The sequence below is a fragment of the Streptomyces sp. NBC_00154 genome (assembly GCF_026342835.1).
In the GTDB taxonomy this organism is placed as follows: domain Bacteria; phylum Actinomycetota; class Actinomycetes; order Streptomycetales; family Streptomycetaceae; genus Streptomyces.
The window spans coordinates 7,913,897-7,933,674 of record NZ_JAPEMI010000001.1 but is presented as its reverse complement, the minus strand read 5'-3'; the positions used below and the strand labels follow the sequence as shown (position 1 = coordinate 7,933,674).

23 protein-coding genes and 1 pseudogene are annotated in these 19,778 nt (G+C 68.5%); 10 read left to right on the top strand and 14 right to left on the bottom strand.

The features are described 5' to 3' along the window. Positions 1-30: 30 nt before the first annotated feature. Positions 31-1,080 (top strand): annotated as a pseudogene (gene aroA / locus OHA03_RS36020) (3-phosphoshikimate 1-carboxyvinyltransferase); the annotation flags it as partial. A 261-nt stretch (positions 1,081-1,341) separates the two neighbouring features. Beyond that, positions 1,342-1,785 carry a LuxR family transcriptional regulator gene (locus OHA03_RS36015; RefSeq protein WP_267008276.1) on the top strand — a complete coding sequence of 148 codons (444 nt, stop codon included), beginning with the start codon at positions 1,342-1,344 and terminating at the stop codon, positions 1,783-1,785. A gap of 75 nt (positions 1,786-1,860) precedes the next feature. Here OHA03_RS36015 and OHA03_RS36010 read toward each other — a convergent pair whose 3' ends face one another. The 6 genes from OHA03_RS36010 to OHA03_RS35985 all read right to left on the bottom strand — a co-directional run bounded on the left by OHA03_RS36010 (position 1,861) and on the right by OHA03_RS35985 (position 6,902). Then, positions 1,861-2,223 carry a hypothetical protein gene (locus tag OHA03_RS36010; protein ID WP_267007808.1) on the bottom strand — a complete coding sequence of 121 codons (363 nt, stop codon included), beginning with the start codon at positions 2,221-2,223 and terminating at the stop codon, positions 1,861-1,863. Then, positions 2,220-3,233: a fatty acid desaturase gene (locus OHA03_RS36005; RefSeq protein ID WP_267007807.1), complete on the bottom strand. Its 1,014-nt coding sequence runs from the start codon at positions 3,231-3,233 to the stop codon at positions 2,220-2,222. Before OHA03_RS36005 ends, OHA03_RS36010 begins: the two co-directional genes overlap by 4 nt. A gap of 30 nt (positions 3,234-3,263) precedes the next feature. Beyond that, entirely contained in the window at positions 3,264-4,226 is a 963-nt protein-coding gene (locus OHA03_RS36000; RefSeq protein WP_267007806.1) for an iron-containing redox enzyme family protein, read from the bottom strand. A 115-nt stretch (positions 4,227-4,341) separates the two neighbouring features. Further along, positions 4,342-5,349 carry a DMT family transporter gene (locus OHA03_RS35995; protein WP_267007805.1) on the bottom strand — a complete coding sequence of 336 codons (1,008 nt, stop codon included), beginning with the start codon at positions 5,347-5,349 and terminating at the stop codon, positions 4,342-4,344. Then, the gene (locus OHA03_RS35990) at positions 5,349-6,071 is read right to left on the bottom strand and encodes an aspartate/glutamate racemase family protein (RefSeq protein ID WP_267007804.1); all 723 of its coding nucleotides are present in this window, start codon (positions 6,069-6,071) and stop codon (positions 5,349-5,351) included. Before OHA03_RS35990 ends, OHA03_RS35995 begins: the two co-directional genes overlap by 1 nt. Before the next feature lie 228 nt (positions 6,072-6,299). Then, on the bottom strand, positions 6,300-6,902 hold the full coding sequence (locus OHA03_RS35985; RefSeq protein ID WP_267007803.1) for a short chain dehydrogenase: 603 nt from the start codon (positions 6,900-6,902) through the stop codon (positions 6,300-6,302). 71 nt (positions 6,903-6,973) lie between these two features. Here OHA03_RS35985 and OHA03_RS35980 point away from each other — a divergent pair, with 71 nt between their 5' ends. Continuing rightward, the gene (locus tag OHA03_RS35980) at positions 6,974-7,870 is read left to right on the top strand and encodes a LysR family transcriptional regulator (protein WP_267007802.1); all 897 of its coding nucleotides are present in this window, start codon (positions 6,974-6,976) and stop codon (positions 7,868-7,870) included. Positions 7,871-8,003: 133 nt separating this feature from the next. Here the strand turns inward: OHA03_RS35980 and OHA03_RS35975 are convergent, their stop codons facing one another. Further along, positions 8,004-8,234: a tyrosine-type recombinase/integrase gene (locus tag OHA03_RS35975; protein ID WP_267007801.1), complete on the bottom strand. Its 231-nt coding sequence runs from the start codon at positions 8,232-8,234 to the stop codon at positions 8,004-8,006. Positions 8,235-8,365: 131 nt separating this feature from the next. On the opposite strand from OHA03_RS35975, the gene OHA03_RS35970 reads away from it, so the two are divergent. From OHA03_RS35970 to OHA03_RS35950, 5 genes are all read left to right on the top strand, one after another. Further along, the gene (locus tag OHA03_RS35970; RefSeq protein ID WP_267007800.1) at positions 8,366-9,463 is read left to right on the top strand and encodes an integrase core domain-containing protein; all 1,098 of its coding nucleotides are present in this window, start codon (positions 8,366-8,368) and stop codon (positions 9,461-9,463) included. 187 nt (positions 9,464-9,650) lie between these two features. After that, the gene (locus tag OHA03_RS35965) at positions 9,651-10,553 is read left to right on the top strand and encodes a peptidoglycan-binding protein (protein ID WP_267007799.1); all 903 of its coding nucleotides are present in this window, start codon (positions 9,651-9,653) and stop codon (positions 10,551-10,553) included. Positions 10,554-11,101: 548 nt separating this feature from the next. Next, positions 11,102-11,230, top strand: coding sequence for a hypothetical protein (locus OHA03_RS35960; RefSeq protein WP_267007798.1), 129 nt, complete (start codon positions 11,102-11,104; stop codon positions 11,228-11,230). A 24-nt stretch (positions 11,231-11,254) separates the two neighbouring features. After that, positions 11,255-11,395: a hypothetical protein gene (locus tag OHA03_RS35955; RefSeq protein ID WP_267007797.1), complete on the top strand. Its 141-nt coding sequence runs from the start codon at positions 11,255-11,257 to the stop codon at positions 11,393-11,395. Between the two features lie 404 nt (positions 11,396-11,799). Beyond that, positions 11,800-12,594, top strand: coding sequence for an IS5 family transposase (locus OHA03_RS35950; RefSeq protein WP_267007796.1), 795 nt, complete (start codon positions 11,800-11,802; stop codon positions 12,592-12,594). Here OHA03_RS35950 and OHA03_RS35945 read toward each other — a convergent pair. From OHA03_RS35945 to OHA03_RS35930, 4 genes are all read right to left on the bottom strand, one after another. Next, positions 12,542-13,093 (bottom strand): hypothetical protein, encoded by a 552-nt coding sequence (locus tag OHA03_RS35945; protein ID WP_267007795.1) that lies wholly within the window; start codon positions 13,091-13,093, stop codon positions 12,542-12,544. The genes OHA03_RS35950 and OHA03_RS35945 overlap by 53 nt on opposite strands. A 98-nt stretch (positions 13,094-13,191) precedes the next feature. Beyond that, positions 13,192-13,728, bottom strand: coding sequence for a DUF4240 domain-containing protein (locus OHA03_RS35940; protein ID WP_267007794.1), 537 nt, complete (start codon positions 13,726-13,728; stop codon positions 13,192-13,194). An 81-nt stretch (positions 13,729-13,809) separates the two neighbouring features. After that, the gene (locus OHA03_RS35935; protein WP_267007793.1) at positions 13,810-14,703 is read right to left on the bottom strand and encodes a hypothetical protein; all 894 of its coding nucleotides are present in this window, start codon (positions 14,701-14,703) and stop codon (positions 13,810-13,812) included. 38 nt (positions 14,704-14,741) lie between these two features. After that, complete coding sequence (locus tag OHA03_RS35930; RefSeq protein WP_267007792.1) at positions 14,742-15,263, bottom strand: hypothetical protein; 522 nt, start codon at positions 15,261-15,263, stop codon at positions 14,742-14,744. Positions 15,264-15,799: 536 nt separating this feature from the next. Between OHA03_RS35930 and OHA03_RS35925 the strand changes: the two genes are divergently transcribed. Next, positions 15,800-16,027 (top strand): DUF5906 domain-containing protein, encoded by a 228-nt coding sequence (locus OHA03_RS35925; RefSeq protein ID WP_267007791.1) that lies wholly within the window; start codon positions 15,800-15,802, stop codon positions 16,025-16,027. Between the two features lie 241 nt (positions 16,028-16,268). On the opposite strand, the gene OHA03_RS35920 is transcribed toward OHA03_RS35925, so the two are convergent. Continuing rightward, entirely contained in the window at positions 16,269-16,910 is a 642-nt protein-coding gene (locus tag OHA03_RS35920) for an HNH endonuclease family protein (protein WP_267007790.1), read from the bottom strand. A gap of 502 nt (positions 16,911-17,412) precedes the next feature. Here OHA03_RS35920 and OHA03_RS35915 point away from each other — a divergent pair. After that, positions 17,413-18,261, top strand: coding sequence for a hypothetical protein (locus OHA03_RS35915; protein WP_267007789.1), 849 nt, complete (start codon positions 17,413-17,415; stop codon positions 18,259-18,261). A gap of 758 nt (positions 18,262-19,019) precedes the next feature. Here OHA03_RS35915 and OHA03_RS35910 read toward each other — a convergent pair. Both OHA03_RS35910 and OHA03_RS35905 read right to left on the bottom strand, forming a co-directional pair. After that, entirely contained in the window at positions 19,020-19,148 is a 129-nt protein-coding gene (locus OHA03_RS35910) for a hypothetical protein (RefSeq protein WP_267007788.1), read from the bottom strand. A 5-nt stretch (positions 19,149-19,153) separates the two neighbouring features. Then, positions 19,154-19,744 carry an N-acetylmuramoyl-L-alanine amidase gene (locus tag OHA03_RS35905; RefSeq protein ID WP_267007787.1) on the bottom strand — a complete coding sequence of 197 codons (591 nt, stop codon included), beginning with the start codon at positions 19,742-19,744 and terminating at the stop codon, positions 19,154-19,156. Positions 19,745-19,778: the final 34 nt, after the last annotated feature.

Genomic DNA, 19,778 nt, shown 5'->3' with positions numbered 1-19,778 from the left:
ACATTGAGCTCGCTTGAATCTGATCCGCGTATGAAGGCCGAAAATGTCACCATCCGGCTGCTGGACACCTTCAGCAAGCAGGTGAAGGTCCTCGGTTCCAAGAGCTACTCCAACCGCTACCTGGCGATCGCTGCCCTCTCGGGGCAGGCGACAACGATCGAAGGCGCACTGGTCTGCGACGACACGCAGTACCTCGCCAACGCCCTGCGGCAGTTCGGTCACGTCAGCGTGGATGTCGATGCCGCTGCCGAGCGGATCACCGTCACCCCGACCGGCGAACCGATGCGCGGCCCCGCAGAGGAGGTCTATGTCGGCGCCGCGGGCACCCCGATCCGCTTCCTGATCGCCATGGCCGGCCACGCCGACGGCACGACCGTGCTGACCGGCACCAAGCGCATGCAGGAGCGGCCCATGGGCTCACTGCTCGACGCCCTGCCCGGGCTGGGGGTCACTGCCGAGGCGGTGCGCGGCAACGGCAGCCCGCCCATCAAGGTCACCGGTCCCAGTTTCCGCGGCGGGTCTACGCGCATCAGCGGCGCGGTCAGCTCCCAGTTCACCTCCAGCCTCCTGATCAACGCCACTCGCGCCGAACAGGACACCGAGGTCGTGATCACCGACGATCTGGTCTCCAAGCCTTACGTCGAGATGACCATCGCGGCGCTGGCCGAGATGGGCGTCACCGTCAAGCGGGAGGGCTACACCCGCTTCACCGTGGCCGCCGGCCAGAAGCTGCGCGGGGGCACCGTCACCGTGGAGCCCGACGCCTCCGGCATGTCCTACTTCCTCGCTGCAGCCGCCGTTCTGGGCGGCACGGTCACCATCCCGGGCATCGGCAAGGACTCCAAGCAGGGCGACGTCGGCCTCGTGGAAGCCCTGGTCCGCATGGGATGTACCGCCGAGGTCACCGACACCTCCATCACCCTGTCCGGCGGAGACCTGCACGGCATCGACATCGACATGGAGGCGATGCCGGACGTCGTCCCCACCCTTGCTGTTGTCGCCGCGTTCGCCCAGGGCACCACGCACATCAGCAACATCGCCAGCCTGCGCATCAAGGAGTGCGACCGCATCGCGGCCGTCGCACGGTCGGCCGGTGGTTCGCTGCGGGGACCGACTCCCGTCATCGACTATCTGGACGGCCTGCCCGAGATCAACCAGGCCATCCGCGATGCCGTCGACGGTGCCCGGAAGGAGATCCTCACCGCCCAGCCGGACGGACCCCGGCCGAGATCAGTCCTCGCCGATGCCCTGGAGACGGTCCGCGCCCAGCTCGACGCCGGGATCGCCAACCGGACGCTGTACCAGCACAGCGCCCGATTCGACGAGGCCACCAAGGACTACGTGCGCCAGGTGACGGCGTACGGGGCCGAGGTGCGCACCCTTCCCGAGTTCTTCGAGCGGCTGATCATCGTCGACCGCGAGGTGGCGTTCATACCCGGCCGCGGTGACCGGACCCTGGCGCTGGAGGTGCGGGAGGCGTCCGTGGTGCGCTTCCTGGTGGATGTCTTCGAGCGGTCCTGGGACCGCGCCGAATCGACCCCGTTCGTGCCCGCGCGCTCGGTGGACGCCGCTCCTGAGGTGATCCCCTCCATCCACGAGTCCATCCAGAAGCTGCTGGTCGCCGGCCGCTCGGACCGGGCGATCGCCCGTCGGCTCGGCATCAGCGAGCGCTCCCTGCAGAACCACGTGGGCCGGATCAAGGCCCGCTACGGCGCCGAGAACCGGTTCCAGCTCGGTTATCTGCTGGGACTGGACGCGGGGCTGGACTCGCCGGGCGAGGCATGAGGGGCCGCCTGCCGCGGGCGGCGCCCCGCACGGGAGGACCTCCGCCCGTGCGATGCCGCGCGCCCCGCCCCTGAGTCAGGCCGCCTCCCGCCGCGCGTCGGCGAGGAGGACCGCGAACCGACGCCGGGCCGCCAGGACCTGCTCGACCAGGACCCGGCCCGCCCGCTCGGCCGGCTCGGCCACCACCTCCCAGGTGTCCCACCAGGTGCCGCCCGCCCGGCGGGCCTGGCCGCACTCCCGGAAGACCGCCTCGAAGGTCAGCGTCAGGCGGTCCGGTCCGTCGCCGCGCAGCCGGACGTTGAAGTCGGCCTCCGGCACCCGGAGCTTGATCTGGTTGCGGACGAAGGAGGCGGAGACGAGCCCTTCGACGTCCGCGTCCCAGACGGAGGTGGCGAGCCGCGAGGCGAGTACCTCGACCCGGAAGGTCCGCGCTGTCACCGCTGCCTCCCCGCGACCCGGGAGTTGCGCGCCGCTTCCCGCAGCACCGCCAGGTAGAACGTGGGGTATCCCCGCTCGACGTACTTCGCCATGCTGGTCACCTCCGCGTGCCGCTCCCGCAGCCGGTTGATCGCCACCGTCATGGCCGCGTGGTGCTCCACGTGCAGGTTGTTGCCGTTGGTGTACCAGGTGCTCAACCAGCTCCCCTTGATGGAGCGGGTGTTGCGCAGTACGTCGGTGGCTTCCGTGTCGCACAGGATGTGCTCGGGCAGTTCCAGGAAGAAGTGCATGGGGGCGGCCACGAGGAGGGGCAGCAGCCACAGCTCCAGTACCGGGCCGCCGTACCCGGCGACGGCGAGTGCCACCGCCGCGAACACCGGCACCACCGCCCAGCGGTACTCGGCGATGATCTCGCGTCTGCGCCGGTCGGAGATGTCCCCGGCGTCGTACTCCCACGTTCCTCGCCAGCTGCGGTAGACCTCGCGGGCGATGATGCCCAGCCGCCGGTAGTCGAAGGCGCCGCGGCAGAGCATGCCCCACGTCAGCGGGGCGCGCGTGTCGAAGCCGAAGAACTCCGAGTCCTGCGGCGTACCGAGGTACTTGTGGTGCTGCAGGTGCCGGACCCGGTAGTGGGTGTACGACACGAGCAGCGGCAGGCCCAGCAGGACGCCCACGACGCGGTGCGGCTTGGGCGAGGTGAAGGCGCTGTGGTGCAGGCACTGGTGCTGCAGTTCCACCATGTGCGTGTAGACGGCGGCGAGCAGCACGATCCCGGCCGCCGAGAACAGCAGACCGTCCTGCAGGGCGAGGAACGCTCCTGCGCCGGTCAGTACGGCGGCGACGACGAGTTTGGTGATGAAGACGGCTTGGTCACGTCCGGTCACCCGGGCCCGCGAGAAGAGCAGCACCGGTTTCTGGCGGGCTGCGGCGGGCGGGGTCCCGCCGGTGGTGCGCACCGGGTCGGCGTCCTCGGACTGTTCGGCTGCCTTGGGTATCTCTGCTGTTGACATGACGTCCCCCTGTGTATGTGTGTGCCGCTGTCAGCGAAGTGCCTGCATGGCGTCCCAGATCCGGGTGTAGTAGCCGTTGGCCACCCGGACGCGGGTGAGCACGCCGAGGGAGATCTCCCGCAGCAACTCCGGAGAGCGGTCCACGAGCGGCACGAAGACGCCCTCGAACCATTCGGCGCCGTGGTCGGCGTCGACGTGCACATGGATGCGCTGGTAGTCGATGACGTCCTCGGGGACTTCGAGGCGGCGGCAGCCGTCGACCATCGCCTGGAAGCGCGGCGACGCGCTCTGCTCCAGAACACCCATGGCACCGAGGGCGCGGGGGTTGAGGTGGCGGTGGATGCCGTAGGCGAGCAGCAGGGCGGCGTTCTCGTACGCCTCGGGGAAGTGCAGGTTCGAGTAGTCCACGCCGGCCTCGTCGAGGCGGGCGCGCATGTAGCGGGCGGAGTGCTCGAACATGCGCGTGTGCACGTGTTCGATGTTGCCCTCGCCCATCTCGTCCCAGTAGTTCTCGGCGATGGTGAGCTTGGTGTGGCCCTGGGTGCCGATCTGCACGAGCGCCATCAGGTCGTCGAACTTGCTGTCGACGAGCTCTTCGCCCATGAAGAAGAGCGCGATCTCGTTGAGCGAGGCCTCTTTCGCGAGGTACTCGCAGAACTCCGGCTGGGTGTGCCGGTCCGCGGTGACGAGGAACCAGTCGCGGAACTCCTTGCCGGTCGCCGGGAGGTCACCCTGGTCGACCTGGCGGTCCTCCCAGGCGAACCAGGAGTCCTCGATGGCCGCGATCGAGCGGTCGTGGTTGAGCCGGGGGATGGACGCGAAGTCCTCCGGGCCCGCCATGTAGGCGACGTAGTGGGCGTGCAGCCGCCTGAGCAGTTTCAGACGGAGGTCGCGATCGTGCGGGCCGGAGGCCGGGAAGGCGAGAGCCAGTTCCTGCTCCAGAACGTCGGCGGAGTTCTGCGAAGTCGTTTCAACGGAAAATGCGGTGACCATTTCCACGGTCCTTTCTCGGTACCTCGCTGGACAACTGAACTCTGCCGTCATCCAGGCGGTCCCAGAAGGGGTTCCGATGGTTCGGGTCACCGCATTGCGGAGAACGGAAGGGTCGTCAGCCAGGCCCGCCGGACGACCCGCGTCCGGTCGCCGCAGGGCTTTCCACCGGGGGAAATGCCGCAGGATCCGAAGCTGATGTGCGGGAATCGGAACCATCCGGCCCCGGCTCCTCCTCGGGGGCCCGCGGCCCCTTCTCGTTGGCGACGAAATAAATGCCGATCGCCGCCAGAGCCATTCCGACCAGGTGGTAGACGTGCAGCTTCTCGTCGAGCAACAGCACGGAAAGGACAGCGCCGCTGACGGGGGTGAAGGCGGTGAATGCCGCCACCACGGTGGCGTCCACCCTGTCCAGGCTGTCGTACATGAGCACGACGGCCACACCGTTGATGGCCACTCCCGTGTAGACCATCAGCGCCCAGGTCTGCCAGGAGACGTCGGCCAGAGCCGCGACGTCGGTCTCGGCCAGCGCGGGACCGAGGAACATCAGGGCGCCCACCACCGACAGGATCAGCGACAGCCACGTCGGCGGCAGGGGGCGGGAGAGCAGCTTGCCGAAGGTGACGAACACGGCCTCGCACAGGACGGCGCAGACCAGCAACAGGGCGCCCAGTGCCTCGTTCGACCCACCGCCCGAGCCGCCGGCGCTGAGCGCGTTGATGCCGGCCGCGCCCACGACCGCCAGCGCGATCCCGCAGCCGCGGCGCCGGGAGAGTCTCTCCCGCAGGAAGAGCACGGCCACCAGGCTGATGGAGATGGGGACCATGCCGAGGATGACGCCGGCCTCGATGGCGCCGGTGAACTTCACGCCGTACATGGCGAAGACGCTGAACAGGAAGACCCCGAGCAGCGCCTGCGCGAAGATCACCGCGCTGTCCCGGCGTCCGGGCCGCACGGTGGGGGGCGACTTGATCCACACGACGACCGCGAGCACGGCGGCCGCGCTGACCAGGCGGAAGAACGTGGCCGTGAAGACCGGCACCTCCCGAAGGATCAGCTTGCTCGCCACCAGGTAGGAGCCGAGCAGGACCGTCGCCACCGTCATCTTGACGTGAACCACGCGCATCACACTCCTCCTCCCAGAGGGCCGAGCGCGCGCCGGACGATGGCCGCCGTGTGGACGTCCACGGTGTCGATCACGGGCGCGGGGATGTCCTCGGCGCGGATCACCAGCGGCACCTCCGTACAGGCCAGGACAAGTGCCTCGGCCCCCGAGGCGAGCAGGTCGTGCGCGATGCGCAGGAAGCGGTCACGGGTGGCCTGCGAGATGTCGCCGGTGCACAGTTCGCGCTCGATGGAGTCCTGCATGAAGGCGCGGTCGTCCGGCTCGGGCGTCACCACCTTGATGCCCTGGGCGGCGAACTCGTCCCGGTAGAAGGCCTGTTCCATGGAGAAGGCCGAGCCGAGCAGGCCGACCGTGGAGACACGGCGGCGCGCGGTCTCCTCCGCGGTGACACGGCAGATGTTGATCAGGGGCAGCGCGACGCTTTCCTCGACCAGGTCCGCGTACTCGTGCACGGTGTTGCAGCAGATGGCGAAGAAGTCGGCCCCCGATTGCTCCAGGCGCCGGGCGGCCGCCGCGATCTCACCGGCGACCGCATGGCCGTCGCGTGCCGCTATCCATTCCACCATGGGCTGGAAATCAAGGCTTTCCAGAACGATCCGCGGCGAATGCGCCTTTCCCAGTCGCCTGTTGACGGCACGGTTGATGCGGTCGTAGTAGGTAATGGTCGACGGAAAACTCAGACCACCCACCAGACCTATCTTCAGGACCGTGTGCTCAGACATGGTTGCTCCGCCGGGGTTTCCCGTTCCAGCCCACGTCCTTGTTCATGTTCCGTCCCCCTGTTGTCAATATGGCGCCGACTCACGATTCGGGTGTCGCACCGACTGTGCCGCCCGCCGCGCGCCGAATGAAGTGCCTGCCATGGTTCGGCTCTCCGCAGATTCGGATGTCCGCAGAATCCCGGCCGGGCCGCGGCGCCCGGCACGGACGGCGGGTCGACGGCGTACGGCTCATTCCACGCGGTAGATCTGGCCGGTCTGGTGCCCCTCGACGGAGCGCACGTAGGCCGCTGCCGCCCGGCTCACCGGGACCGGGTCGAAGCCCGGGAAGTAGTCGCCGAAGACGTCCAGGGCCTCCTCGAAGACGGTCGGGCTGATGGCGTTGATCCGCTGCCGGGCGGGCAGTTCGATCGCCGCCGCCCGCACGAACGCCTCCACCGCGCCGTTGGCGAGCGAGGCGACCGCACCGGTGAGGATGGGCTCGCGTGCCAGGATGCCGGTGATCAGGGTGTAGGAGCCGCTGTCGGCCACGAACTCCAGGCCCTGGCGGACCAGCTCGATCTGGCTCAGGACCTTGCCCTCCACGCCGGCCCGGACGTCGTCGAGTCCGAGCTCGCCGAGGGGTTTCCACGGGACGGTGCCGGCGGCCGAGGCGACCGCGTCGACCCGTCCGACCTTCTTGTACAGGGCGGCGATGGACGCCGGATCGGTGATGTCGACGCTGATGTCCGCGTTGCTGCGGGAGGCGGTGATCACCTCGTGTCCGCGGTGACGCAGTGCGACATGCACCGCCTGGCCGAGAGTGCCACTTGCTCCGATGAGTACGACCTTCATGCGCCGAGGATGACCGCAGAAGAATAGCCAAGTCCAGCTACCTTTACTACCGAACTTGTTAAGCTGAACTAATGCTTGATGTGAAGCGCATGGTCATGCTCCGTGACCTGGCCCAACACGGAAGGGTCGGCTCGGTCGCCGATCTGCACGGCGTCACCTCGTCCGCCGTTTCGCAGCAACTGCGCACCCTGGAGTCCGAGGCCGGTGCCCCTCTGGTGCACCGTGAGGGCCGCACGCTGCGGCTGACCGCCGCCGGGGCGGCGCTCGCGGCGGAGTGCGAGCACGTCCTCGCGGCGCTCGAGCGGGCCGAGGGTGCCGTGCGGGCCCTGGACGACGACCTCAGCGGTGAGCTGAAAATCGGCTGCGCGCCGAGCGCCATCAGCGCGGTCGCCGCGCCGCTCGTGGCGGAGCTCGTCGCGCGCCATCCGCGGTTGCGGCCGATGATCGTCCAGTCCGAGCCGGAGGACGCGGTGCCCCTGCTGAGACAGCAGGGACTCGATCTCGCGGTGTCGTACCGCTACCACCTGCTCGGCACCCCACCGCCGAGCGGCACGATCGCGGTACCGCTCTTCGACGACCCGCTGGTGGTGGCCGTACCGGACAAGCTCGTCGCGTCGGTGCGCGAGGACGGGCTCGGTGTGCTGCGCGACCTGGCATGGATCTCGGCCCCGGAGCCCAGCACCTGCCGCGAGATCCTGGTGCACGCCTGCCGGAACGCCGGCTTCACGCCCCGGATCGAGCACAGCTGCGTCGATCTGCGCTCGGCCCTGTCGATCGTGGCGACCGGACACGCCGTGACGGTCCTGCCGAACCTGCTGTGCGACAGCCCGCCCCCGGGAACGGCCGTGCTGCCGCTGCCGGGCCGCGGCCGGGTCATCGAGGCACTGGTGCGCGCCGGGTCGGAACGTCAGCCGGCCCTGGCAGCGGCCCTGGCGGTGCTGACGGGCGGCCCGGCGGGCGAGCGCTGATCACAGCTTCACGGGATTCACCGCGACTGGTTTGCGCTGGTCAACCCGCTCATGGCGTGAATGAGCAGGTCGGGCGTTCGCTCGTACGGATACCCTTGATCTGTCCGGGCACGGCCCTGACCTGCGCGAAGAGTCATCCGGCCTGCCTACCAGGGCACATCGGGGGCACATCGCCGAGCGCTGCTTCGACTGCGGCCCGGGTCGTGTCCTCGTCTTCCATCCAGAGGTGGGTGTACGTGTCGAGCGTGATGCTCGGCTTTGAGTGCCCCAGGCGCTTCTGGACGGTCTTCACGGACTCGCGGTGCTTGATCAGCAAACTCGCGTAGTAGTGGCGAAGATCATGCAGTGTGGTCCCGACTGGCACCCGTTCGTCACGACCCTGCCCTTGCCGAATACCTCATCCATGCAGGTGGGAGCGGGTTTGGGTGTCGGCCAGTGGTTGCCCGAGTCGGCGCTCTCGCGCGGTCGGTGGTGGGCGCGGCATGATGATCGGTCGTGCTGCTGAGACTGGCGTACCTGGGTGTGACGAACGCGTTCGCGGTGCTGCGGCTGCTGCCGATGAGCGGCCGCGAGAAGGATGTGCAGATCCTGGCCCTGCGCCATCAGATCGCGGTCCTGGAGCGGCAGCTTAACGGGCAGCGGGTCCGGTTCCACGCGAGCGACCGGGCGTTCCTGGCCGCGTTGCTCCAGGGCTTGCCGCGACAGGTGCTGCGCCGGATGCGACTGCTGGTGCGGCCGGACACGCTGCTGCGCTGGCACCGTAATCTCATCGCTCGTCGGCACGCCGCCCGGTCCCGGCCGAAGCGCGGAGGCCGGCCGCGCACCGTGCGCTCGATCCGAGCGCTGGTGCTGCGCCTGGCCAGGGAAAATCCAGGCTGGGGCTATCGGCGCGTGCATGGTGAGTTGCTCGTGCTCGGGGTGAAGGTGGCGGCATCCACGGTCTGGGAGATCTTGAAGGAGGCCGGGATCGACCCGGCACCCGCACGCGCGTGCAGCACGTGGGCGGACTTCCTGCGCTCCCAGGCCGACGCGCTGCTGGCCTGCGACTTCTTCGAGGCCGTCACCCTGTCTGGGGCCCGCTTGTACGTGTTCGCCGCGATCGAGCACGCGAACCGCCGGATCCGGATCCTGGGCGCGACCGCGCATCCCACCGCGTCCTGGGTGGTCCAGGCGGCGAGGAATCTTGTCATGGACCTCGGGGGCGCCGGCTGCCGGGCGCGCTATCTGATCCGGGACCGGGACGGGAAGTTCCCGCGGTTGTTCGACGAGGTGCTCCAGGACGCGGGCATCGAGGTCGTGCTCAGCGGCGTCCGGATGCCGAGAATGAACTCGATCATGGAGCGGTGGGTGCAGACCTGCAGGCGAGAACTGCTGGACCGCACGTTGATCTGGGATCAGCGTCATCTCCTGCACGCCCTGCGCGAGTTCGAGACGTTCTACAACGAGCACAGGCCGCACCAGGGCCTGGCAAACGCCCGCCCCCTCCACCCGCTGCCCGCTCCGATCGAGGACCCGGACCGGATCGCCCGTCTGGACATACGACGCCGAGCGCGGCTTGGCGGCACCCTCCACGAGTACCAACATGCGGCCTGATCAGCATGGATGAGGTATTCGGCAAGCGCAGGGTAGCGGCCCGCTCCCTGGACGTGTGCGAGGTCTGGACCGTGCTTGAGGAACGGCCGTAGCCTGCTGCGGCACAGTCCCCCGCCGCCCGACGGAAGGCCTTGGCATGATGCCCTCAGGGAGATCTCGTTCGATCCTAGTCGCCGTAGTGACAGGGGTGGCTGCGTTCCTCCTCGCCCTGCTGCCGGCAACCCCGGCCGGCGCACTGCCCGCGTGGCCGTCGCTCAGCCAGGGCGTGAGCGGCGCGGACACCCAGACTGCGCAGTATCTGTTGCGGCACCACGGGTACGGCATCGCGGCGGACGGGCAGTTCGGACCGGCCACCCGCTCGGCCGTGGTCAGTTTCCAGTCCGCCCGCGGCCTGACCGCCGACGGGACGATCGGCTCGGAGACATGGCCGCACCTGATCGTCTCCGTGAGCCAGGGGGCGAGCGGCGACGCGGTGCGGGCGGCGCAGCTCCAGCTCAATCTGTACGGCGCGGGCCTACCCGTGGACGGGCAGTTCGGACCCGTCACCGACAGCGCCGTGCGCTCGTACCAGAGCTCCCACGGTCTCGCCGTCGACGGTCGGGTCGGCTCGCAGACCTGGCAGAGTCTCGTCGGCGGCAACGGCGGTGGCGGCACGCCGTCCGGCTATTCTCTGCCGCTGGCCCGGACTGCTGTCGGCAGGGCGGACTACGCGGCCTCGCACTGGAACTCCACGCCGGCCGTCGATCTGATCGTGAGCTACCTCCCGGCCTACGCGATCAAGGGCAGCGTCGTCGACCACTACGACAGCGCATCCTGCGGAATCGGCATCCGGCTGCTCCAGCCGGATGGTTCGCGCTTCGTCTACTGCCACCTCAGTGCGCGCTCGGTGGCCGATGGCGCCCAAGTGGCGGCCGGCACACGGGTGGGCACCACCGGAGACACTGGTAACTCCGGCGCGCCGCACCTGCACGTGGAGATCAGGACGAGCGACGGCGTGGCGCGCTGCCCGCAGAGCTATCTGCTGGCGATCTACGACGGCCGTACGCCGCCCAGCCTGGGCAGCCTGCCGACCAGCGGCTGCACCGCCTGACCCGGTACCGGGCACGGCCTGCCCACCACCCGCGGCCGTCAATGGGCCCACCACGATCCCGTGGTGGGCCGATGACGTTGTGGTGTGTGGCTGCTACTTCAGAGCGCGTGTCGTTGAGCACCCGGAGCTGGGGCGGGGGTGCGGTCTGCATCATGCGGCTGTCGCTCCCTACGGGGTGGTCCGGTGGCGGGTCAGACACCCCACGACGTTTGAGGTCAAGCGGCATGGAGGCGTGCATGGTGTGACCAGGCGGTCGCTTCGTCGTAGAGGGTGCAGGTCTTGAGGCATCCGTGGAGGATGCCGACGAGCCGGTTGCCGACTGGGCGGAGGGCGGCAGCAGGTCTTGAGGCATCCGTGGAGGATGCCGACGAGCCGGTTGCCGACTGGGCGGAGGGCGGCGTTGTAGCCGGTCTCCCGGGCTCGCTGCTTCTCGTAGTAGCGGCGGGCGCCCGGTGAGGCGCGCAGGGCGGAGAACGCCTGGCGCTGCGGGTGACCGGGCTGGTCCCGGCGTAGTTCTTGCGGGGGGATTGTCACCAGGTGGCTCCCCGGTGGGCACCGTCCACTTCACCGGAGACAGCGCCGAGACAGACAGTGCCCCGGGCATGGACGACGAGAGCCACTTCGCGGTGTTCGAGTCCCTGGCCCTGGTCTGCAACGCCCATGGGGTGCGCCTGTAACGCCAGTACCGGCCCGCCGACACGGTGCACGTTCGTCCCGCCGACTATGCCCCCGGTGACACTTTCTGGGCTCTCGGCAGGCCGCACCGTTTCATCGGCCTGGTCGGCTTCCCGGCCGATTCCAAGACCGCCCAGCTCTTCCCCGGCATCCAGTACTTCCATTAGGACTGGTGGGCTCGCATGTTGAGGTGTCGCGTATTCGTCAGCGGAGACCGATTCTTGTCCTCAGGGCGTGACAGACAGTCATCGCCGGGAAGTCTCGCCTCCGCTGGGTGTCTCGTGATCGCGATTCGCCGCTTAGAAGCCGTATCTCAACCGATCTTGGAACGTGCGGGTCGAACAGGGGTCCTGGTCGGGTGATCTTCCGGTGGTACGCGCATGAAGACAGGGCCTCTCGGTAGCTCAGAGATGCGAATCAAACCGAGCAATGCCGGGAGGCCCTGGTGTCGTTGTTGTACGCGTCCGCACCCGTTGATTTCAACTCGGCCGCCCCATCGTGTGATTGCCTCGCGCATGTGTACGGGAACGCCGCCGATCATCCGGACCGGGCACGCCGGTATCCGTCGGACATGACGGACGCGGAGTGGGCGGCCATCCGCCCGCTGCTGCCGGTGCCGTCCTGGCTTGCGGGCAGGGGCGGGCAGCCCGAGGGCTACTGTCACCGGCAGATGCTGGACGCGATCCGTTATCTGGTCGCGGGCGGGATCTCGTGGCGGGCGATGCCCGCGGACTTCCCCGCCTGGGGCCGGGTCTATGCCTTCTTCCGCCGCTGGCGCGAGCACGGGCTGATCGCGGAGTTCCACGACCGGCTGCGCGAGCGGGTCCGTGAACGCGAGGGGCGCGAGGCAAAACCGAGCGCGGGGATCATCGACGCGCAGTCGGTGCGGGCCGCGGCGACGGTGCCGTCCGTCTCACGCGGATACGACGGCGGGAAGAAGGTGCCGGGCCGCAAACGGCACATCGTGACCGACACGCTCGGCCTGCTGCTGGTCGTCGCGGTCACGGCCGCGAACATCGGCGACCGAGAAGCGGCGGTGGGCCTACTGGGGCGTCTGCGTCGCCTGCATCGCGACATCACCCTCGTCTGGGCCGACGGCAGCTACACCGGCTCCATCGTCGACTGGTGCCGACACAAACTCGCCCTGGCTTTGGAGGTCGTCAAACGCATCGACGACACGGAGGGGTTCGTGGTGCTGCCGAGGCGGTGGGTGGTGGAGCGCACGTTCGCGTGGCTGATGAACTCCCGCCGTCTGGCCCGCGATTACGAGACCCTCACCGCTACCAGCGAGGCGATGATCCAGTGGTCGATGGTCACACGGATGAGCCGGCGCCTGGCCCGGTCACGGGCCGCCGACCGGCACTGAATGCCCCCGACGCCTCCAAGAGGAGCCACCCGCGCTCCGCCAGCCGCCTGGCCTTCGACCGCACCCCCTCGACCTTCGCCGGCGTCGTCTCCAGGCCCAGCTCCACCGCGAGCTCCTTGGCTCGAAGCGGCCCGTGACCCGCTGATCGCTGCTGTTCCAGCACGCCCAGAATCCGCTGATAGTCCGGCGCCAGAACCGTCACCGGCAGCCCTTCCCGCCAGGGCGGCACCGTCGAGCCCGGCACCGACGCGAGCGACGGCGCCACTTCCTTCTCCGCCCAGGTCCCGGTCACGGCCGTGGACTCGGCCTCAGAGACTGCCAGGGCCTCGACCAGCTCCTCCCGCGCGATCACCCGCCGGTCCAGCTCGATCTCCGCGGCCTCCAACACCTCTGCCAACCGCGTGACTTCCTCCCGCAGACCCTCCACCCGCACACGGGCAGCCGCCTCCCGCTCCTCCAGCATTCCCAGCACCGACGCCACCGCGCACCCCTCGGCCATGAAGCGGACACAAGACGCCGCATCCCTCCCTCACCCCGAGCGAAGCCATGCCCGACCAGCAAGAATCAAACGATCACGTTCGGTTGAGATACGGCTTCTTACTCCAGGTAGAGAGCTGCCAAGCGTGGCAGGTGGCGAGTCATTTCGCCTTGGTCGTCGAAGTCGAAGTCCCAGGTGGGGTCCAGCTCCGGGTATCGGATGGTGAATGCGTCGTCCGGGAGTTGCTTGCCGGTCGCCATGACGTGTGCGTTCCAGACGATGCTCAGCGCCTCCTCACAATCGAGATCAATTCCGTCGGCCGCTGCAGCTCGCACGATGGGCACTTCTGCGAGGGCATCGGGGTCAGCAACTATGCGCTCGAAGACCTCGCGTCCCTGCGCGATCAGCCAGCCGCGGAAGTAGTCGAAGCCGTCGTCGGAGCATCCGCCGTTGATCACGTAGGCAGCGGCCCACAGAGGATTCGTGTAAGAGTCGGCCATCAGGTCCCACAACACCTGCTGAGCGGCGACGATCTCCTCGGCCGGGTGCGTGGCCAGTTGCGAGGCTACCCGGCGGGCGACAACTTCTCCGTCGTCCGGGTTGGACGCCTGGTTGCGGACTGCCTCGATGAGCTGCCAGAACTGCTCTTTGTTCATGGCGGCAGAGCATGCCACCTGGTACTGACATCATGCCGGTCCCGGGAGGTTGGCCCGCCAGAGCAACCATGGCGCCCCCCGTCAGCGTATGTGGTCGCCGGGGGCGTATCGGCTCCAGGTTCCTCCGCCTTCGGTGACCAGGCGGGTGGCTGTCTTGTCGTGGTAGCCGAGCGCCTTCGCGATGACGGGGGCCGGGGCCTGGAGGACGAGTTGGTGGATCGCGGAGCTCCTGCCGCGTTGCGGTGGGACGCCGATCTTCCGCAGGTGGACTTGGAGGCTGACCGGATTCATCGGCTGTCCGGGCTGGCGGCCCGGGAAAAGCCACTGTGAGCTTCTGCTGCTGGCGTAGGGCAGGTGCTGGCAGGAGTGGACGTATGCCCGCATGAGGTCAGCGACGGGCTCCGGAAGTGGGGACGGCGGGTCTCCCAGCCGGATGGTGACGGTGGCCCCGTCGTCGATGACGTCATTGACAGTGAGGCGGACGATGCGGGTGACGGGTTGCGCGTAGAGGAGAACGAGTGCGGCGGCGACCCGGGCTCGCAGGGACAGGGAGTCGTCGTTGAGGGTCCGCCGGAGGATGGCGAGTCGGCGGTGCTGGTGCAGCGGCGCTTGGTCCTGGTTGATGACCTGGGGTGGCAGGGTGAGGCGGGGCATCCGGCTCGTCTTCATGCACCAGCGCAGGAACGTCTGGGCCGGGCGCCGGGTGGCCAGCTTCGCGGTGTGCCAGGCATCGAGGTCGGCCTGCTGGCAGTGTTCGATGGTGCGGCCTCGGTCGGCGAGCCAGGCGAGGAAGGCGCCAGCCTGGGTGATCTCCTGTTTCGCCTGGCTGGTCTGGGAGCGTCCCAGAGGCCCCTTCTCCGCTTTGCTCCGCAGGTGTCGCAACTGATGCCAGGTGACGAAGTGCTGAAGACGCCGACGGTGTTCGGGGTTCTCGATGCCGGCGAGTCGTTCGGTCAGCCAACGCTGATAGAGCATGAGCTGTCGGTCGACGGGCGGCAGGACGCAGCTGTCCATCAGCAGTCGCGCAGGTGAGCGACGGTTCGCCAGGGTGTTTCCTGGTGCAGCTCGTCGTGGGTGAGCGGGATGGTGCCGGTGGCCAGGCCCCGGAGGAGGCGGACGACGTTGGGGTTGCGGAGCCAGATGAGTCGGCTCTTGGGCCGGTCCATCTTCAGCAGGGTGGTGATCAGTGGTTGCAGCGGAAGCGCGACGTGTCCGGTGCCGTCGTCGAGGAGGCGGGCGAGGGTGCAGCGTTCGCAGAGACGCCCGCCGAGTAGGAGTCCTTCGAAGCTGCAACGGTCGCAGAAGAAGTCGCGGGTGATGCCGGCGCAGTCGCGGCAGATCGAATTGCCGACGGTGTCCAGACCGGGTAGTAGCCGGTCGGTTCGGCAGTTGGGGCAGGAGCCGCGGACGCACATCGCGCGGTCGTAGCAGGTCCGGAAAATTGTGCCGTCCGACCGTTCCGCCGACTTCGCCGCCCGACGGCCGCAGCGTGCGCAGTTCCGGACATGCCAACGCTCGTACTCTTCCGGCGTCATTGCTCAGCCCTCGGGAGTCAGCCGGACCCGCGTGGGTCGTCGGGCAGCGAGGTTGATCGGTGCCTCTTCGCCGGCGGCGCCGTTCCTATGTCCGGCGCCGTGTTTGACACCGCATGGGAAGGAAGGGTTGTACAGGAGACACATCTGTTTTGCTAAAAAAGATCACCTTTTCGCCGAAGAAGATCGCTTCGAGTTGGGCACCCGGGGCGAGGACAGCCACGCACACGCGAAAGGCCGGAGCCATACGAGGTGACTCCAGCCTTCGACGTTTGATCAGCCGACGGGAACTGCTACGGCGCGGATCCCGTGAGTTCTCCAGAATCTGCTGAGGTCCTTCACCACCGCCGCCGCCAGCGCCGTCAGCCCGAACCGCCTCGACTTCGATCAGGCCTCGGAATGGTCGGACGAAACGAGAATGCTTCAGGAATTCTGAAGTTACGTCACAATCCGGCCGAGTACGCCAACGAGGGAGAAGCCCCAGGCCAGGGACTCTGGAGCCCAGCAGAAGTCACGGGAACTCACGAGATGTCGCACAGATGCGGCTGCGCGGCGCCCGCATGGTGTTCTGCTCCGAGACGGAGCAGGGCAAGCGGTTCACTGAATCGACGATGAAGCGGCTCACGGGTGGTGACCCGATCGAGGCGAACCTGATGCACAAGAACCCCATCACGTTCGACCCATCGCACTCCCTGGTCATGCTCACCAACATCTGCCGGTGGTGTCGGGTCTGTACGGTCAACGGTGGATCTTCGAACAGGAAGTGACACCTGATGACAGACGTGAACGTATCGGTTGTCGAGGTCGAACGCCTTCGATTTTCCCAATGCTCACAACCCATCAGAAGCGGGGCGAGTGCGGGCGTGCGGCGGCCCCGCCGCGCTTCAGGGGAAGAGCGCGACGGGGCCGTGTGTGCACCGCGTGAGCCGGGAACGGACGGACCGGCCGCCAGTATGCGACCTTGTGAGACTTGCTGTCAGTAGAACCCGTGAACCGCGAGTCGGCCGGTCAGCAGCCGTTCAGCACCGACGACAGCGCGCTCTTCTCCGTGCTGTCGACGGTCAGGCCGTAGTAGTACTTCACCTGCACCCAGGCGCGCGCGTAGGTGCACTTGTAGCTGGTGACGGACGGCCACCAGGTGCCCGGGTCCTGGTCACCCTTGGACTGATTGACGTTGTCCGTGACCGCGATGAGCTGAGGGCGAGTCAGGTCGTTGGCGAAGGCCTGACGCTGGGAAGTGCTCCACGCCCACGCGCCGGACGCCCACGCCTCGGAGAGCGGGACCATGTGGTCGATGTCGAGGTCGGACGCGGCGTACCAGGTCGCGCCGTCGTACGGCGAGTACCAGCTGCCCGACGTCGCGGCGCAGGACGAGTCGGTGACGACGCCGGAGCCGTCGCGCTTGAGGACGGTCTCCCGGGTGTCGCAGGTGCCGGAGATGGTGATCCAGTGCGGGAACAACGCACGGTCGTACGTCGAGCCGTGCGACTCGGCGGTGGCGGGCATCGACGCCAGGTAGGAGCGGGCGGTGGCGGCGCTGACAGGGGTGGGCAGGGCGGCCTGGGCGGGTGTGGTGCCGAGCAGGGTGAGGGCTGCGGCGAGGGTGGCGGCGAGGGTGGCGGTGATGCTGCGGCGGGTGATTCTGGGCATGCGTGAGCGCTCCTGTGCTGGGTGTTGGGCGTGGTGTGAGGTGCGGGTACAGGATGGCGCCGCCGGGGTCTATGCGGGTAGATGATCGGCAGTAAAATCTGAATGACCACGTCATGTCAGAACTGCGAGGGCCCAACGTCGTTGCCCCCAGGCCGCCACCCCCGCGCGATCCACACACCCACCCCGCGGCATACGATGGCCCCCTCCTGATTCCCTCTCAGGGGAAGCGGGGGATGCACCCGGCGGGGCCCACAAGCCCCGCCGGTTTTCTTACGCCGTCAGTGCCACGGCGCGGGCCCAGTCCCCGACGCCCACCTCGCGAGCGCGTCATGGTCGAGCAGCGAGCATGCCCCACAGCCAACACGCACGGCCCGACCGCCGGAACCCACCCCACCGGCATGCCCCAGGCCGGAAGGGGAACCGCCACCGGCAAGCAGCCTCCATCCAACGCCCGTACGAAACCGGCTGGAGGCGCTTGCCGTCCCTTCGGCATGATCAGGTCATGACCGGAATGAGGATAGTGGTGTGCCTGCCGGGTTCGGCGGCAGGGCGGGTGGACGCGGCGCTCGCGGAGGCGATGGCTCCGTTCGAACGGGAGAGGGGGCTCGGCGGGGAGTTCGATATCTGGGACCACTACCGGATCTACGGTGGTGCCGAGGGGTCCGGATTTGCTGTCCTGGCCGGCTTCGAGTCGGATCCGCGCCTCCTCCACGACCGGCCGCGGTTCGACGGCACAAACGCGCCCAGTCTGCCCGGCATGTGCGCGGGCGGCCCGCGCGGCCTACTGGACTTCAGCGCGACCCACACCGAGTCCGTCGCCCTGGCGGGCCGCGCTTGGGACCTGTGGGTGGAGCTGTCCGGCCGCCATCCCGCTCCCGAGCCGCTCGAGCTATTTGTGGAACGCAGCAAGGCGGAGATGGACGTACCGCCCTTCCTCCTGTTCCGCATGGAGGGGGAGCCGGACCCTTGGACGCCGGCCTATGAGCGCTACAGGGCACAGCCTCTCGTTGGGGCTTACCTGTCGGCCCTCGACGAGCTCAAGAGCGCAGCCCGCAGCCACCGTTACGGCACCAGTTTCCTGGACTGCCACGATCCCCTCCAGAGCGTCGGCGGTCTCTCCCGCGAGGATTTCATCCGTGATCACTCGAGGTGGCCGGGCTTCGACAACGTGCTCACCCTGGAGGGCTGGTGGTACGGGGACGGCGAGGAAGGGCTCCACAGCGCCTGCGGCGGCCGTGCCGTGTGCCCCCACGCACCGGACATCGCACCGGGGTCGTACCTCGCCGTGCAGCGCTATTTGGAAGACGTACCGGACGACGCTCTCCTGGTCTACCTGCGCCTTCACATCTGACCAGCCGGATGAACCACGGGCTTGTCACTGCTGGTTCGTCGTTGTGCTGTCAGTGGGTGAGCTGACGTCGGCGAGATCGGGGTCGCGCTCTCTCCCCGCGCTGCGCCAGCCGTCCAGAAGCAGATCCGGAGCCTGCGCGAAGCCCTCTCCTGGCCTCACGCCTGCCCGCTGCGCACACCCCGGCTGCAGCCACACACGCGGCGTCCACCAGAGCGTCCCTCCCACAGCCCCGGAGCACTCCCGCTGCTACGAAGACCGCGGCTGCCTCGGCTACGTCGCAGCCGAACAGATCCGCGCCCGCTTCGAGTCTGAGCTCGCCGCAGACGGGGAGCCGCCCCTGGACAGCGAAGGCGAGTTCAGAAGCATGCTCGTCGAGGACGTCCACAACCGAACGCTACAGCTGCGAAGAGACGGATATTGGGAGTCTGACATCGACTACTTCACCGAGGCGCCCACCCCCTGACCGACGGTGGCTCCGACGGGCACAGCCGGACGGCTGCGCCTCACGTCAGTCCTGGTCCCAGCAGCTGCGGCAGTGCTCGTAGGCGAGGGCGGCGGCCGTGTCGCGGCCCCGGCGGGCAGCGGCACTTGGTGGGCGCGACGGAAGGCCAGGTGGCAACCCGGATAGATTGCGTCGGGCCGCAGCGCAGCGCCCTGCTCCCGTCCGGCGAACCCAGCCTGCAGCCCCGCCGACGACCAGGAGCTGCAACCCGGCTGCGCAACGCAGGGGTGCCGGACCCCACCACCACGACCCCGGGCTACGGCGGCCCCAGTCCGGCCGCCGGCGGGCCGACGACCTGAGCGGCCACGGTGGTGAGGCCGATGAGGGCGCCGGCGGCGATGAGGAGCGGCAGGGTGGGGGCGAAGCCTGCGGCGAGCAGGCCCAAGCCGGTCAGACGGCGGCTTTGACGTAGGTCATGTACTTGGCCCAATCCCAGTATGGACCGGGATCGGTGTGGTCCGTTCCTGGCACCTCGTAGTGCCCGATGATGTGGGTTCGGTCCTTGGGGATGCCGTACCGGGTGCAGATCGCGGCGGTGAGCTGCGCCGACTGTCGGTACATCACATTCGTGAACCAGCTCGGTTCGTCGACCCACCCCTCGTGCTCGATGCCGATGCTGCGGGTGTTGTAGCTCCAGTTCCCCGCGTGCCAGGCGATGTCCTTCTCCCGGACGAACTGGGCAATGTAGCCGTCCGCCGAGGCGAGCATGTAGTGCGCCGACACCTTCCGTGCGGGGTCCTGGAAGATCCGCCGGGCGTCCTGGAAGTACTCCTGGGTGACATGGATGACGACCCGGTCGATGGCATAGCTGGTGGGCCGGTTGGAGACGGTGTAGTTCGAGGTGCTGGCGGGGATCCAGTGGGTGGTCGGGTAGCTCGCGGCGCGGGCGGTGCCGGAGGCGAGCGGTCCGAGCGCGGTGGCAGCGGCGGCGACGACACCGCCTTTCAGCAGGCCGCGCCGTGACGGGTACGCGATGTCCATGGGGGCTCCGTAACGCAGTCAGGGATGTGTGTGC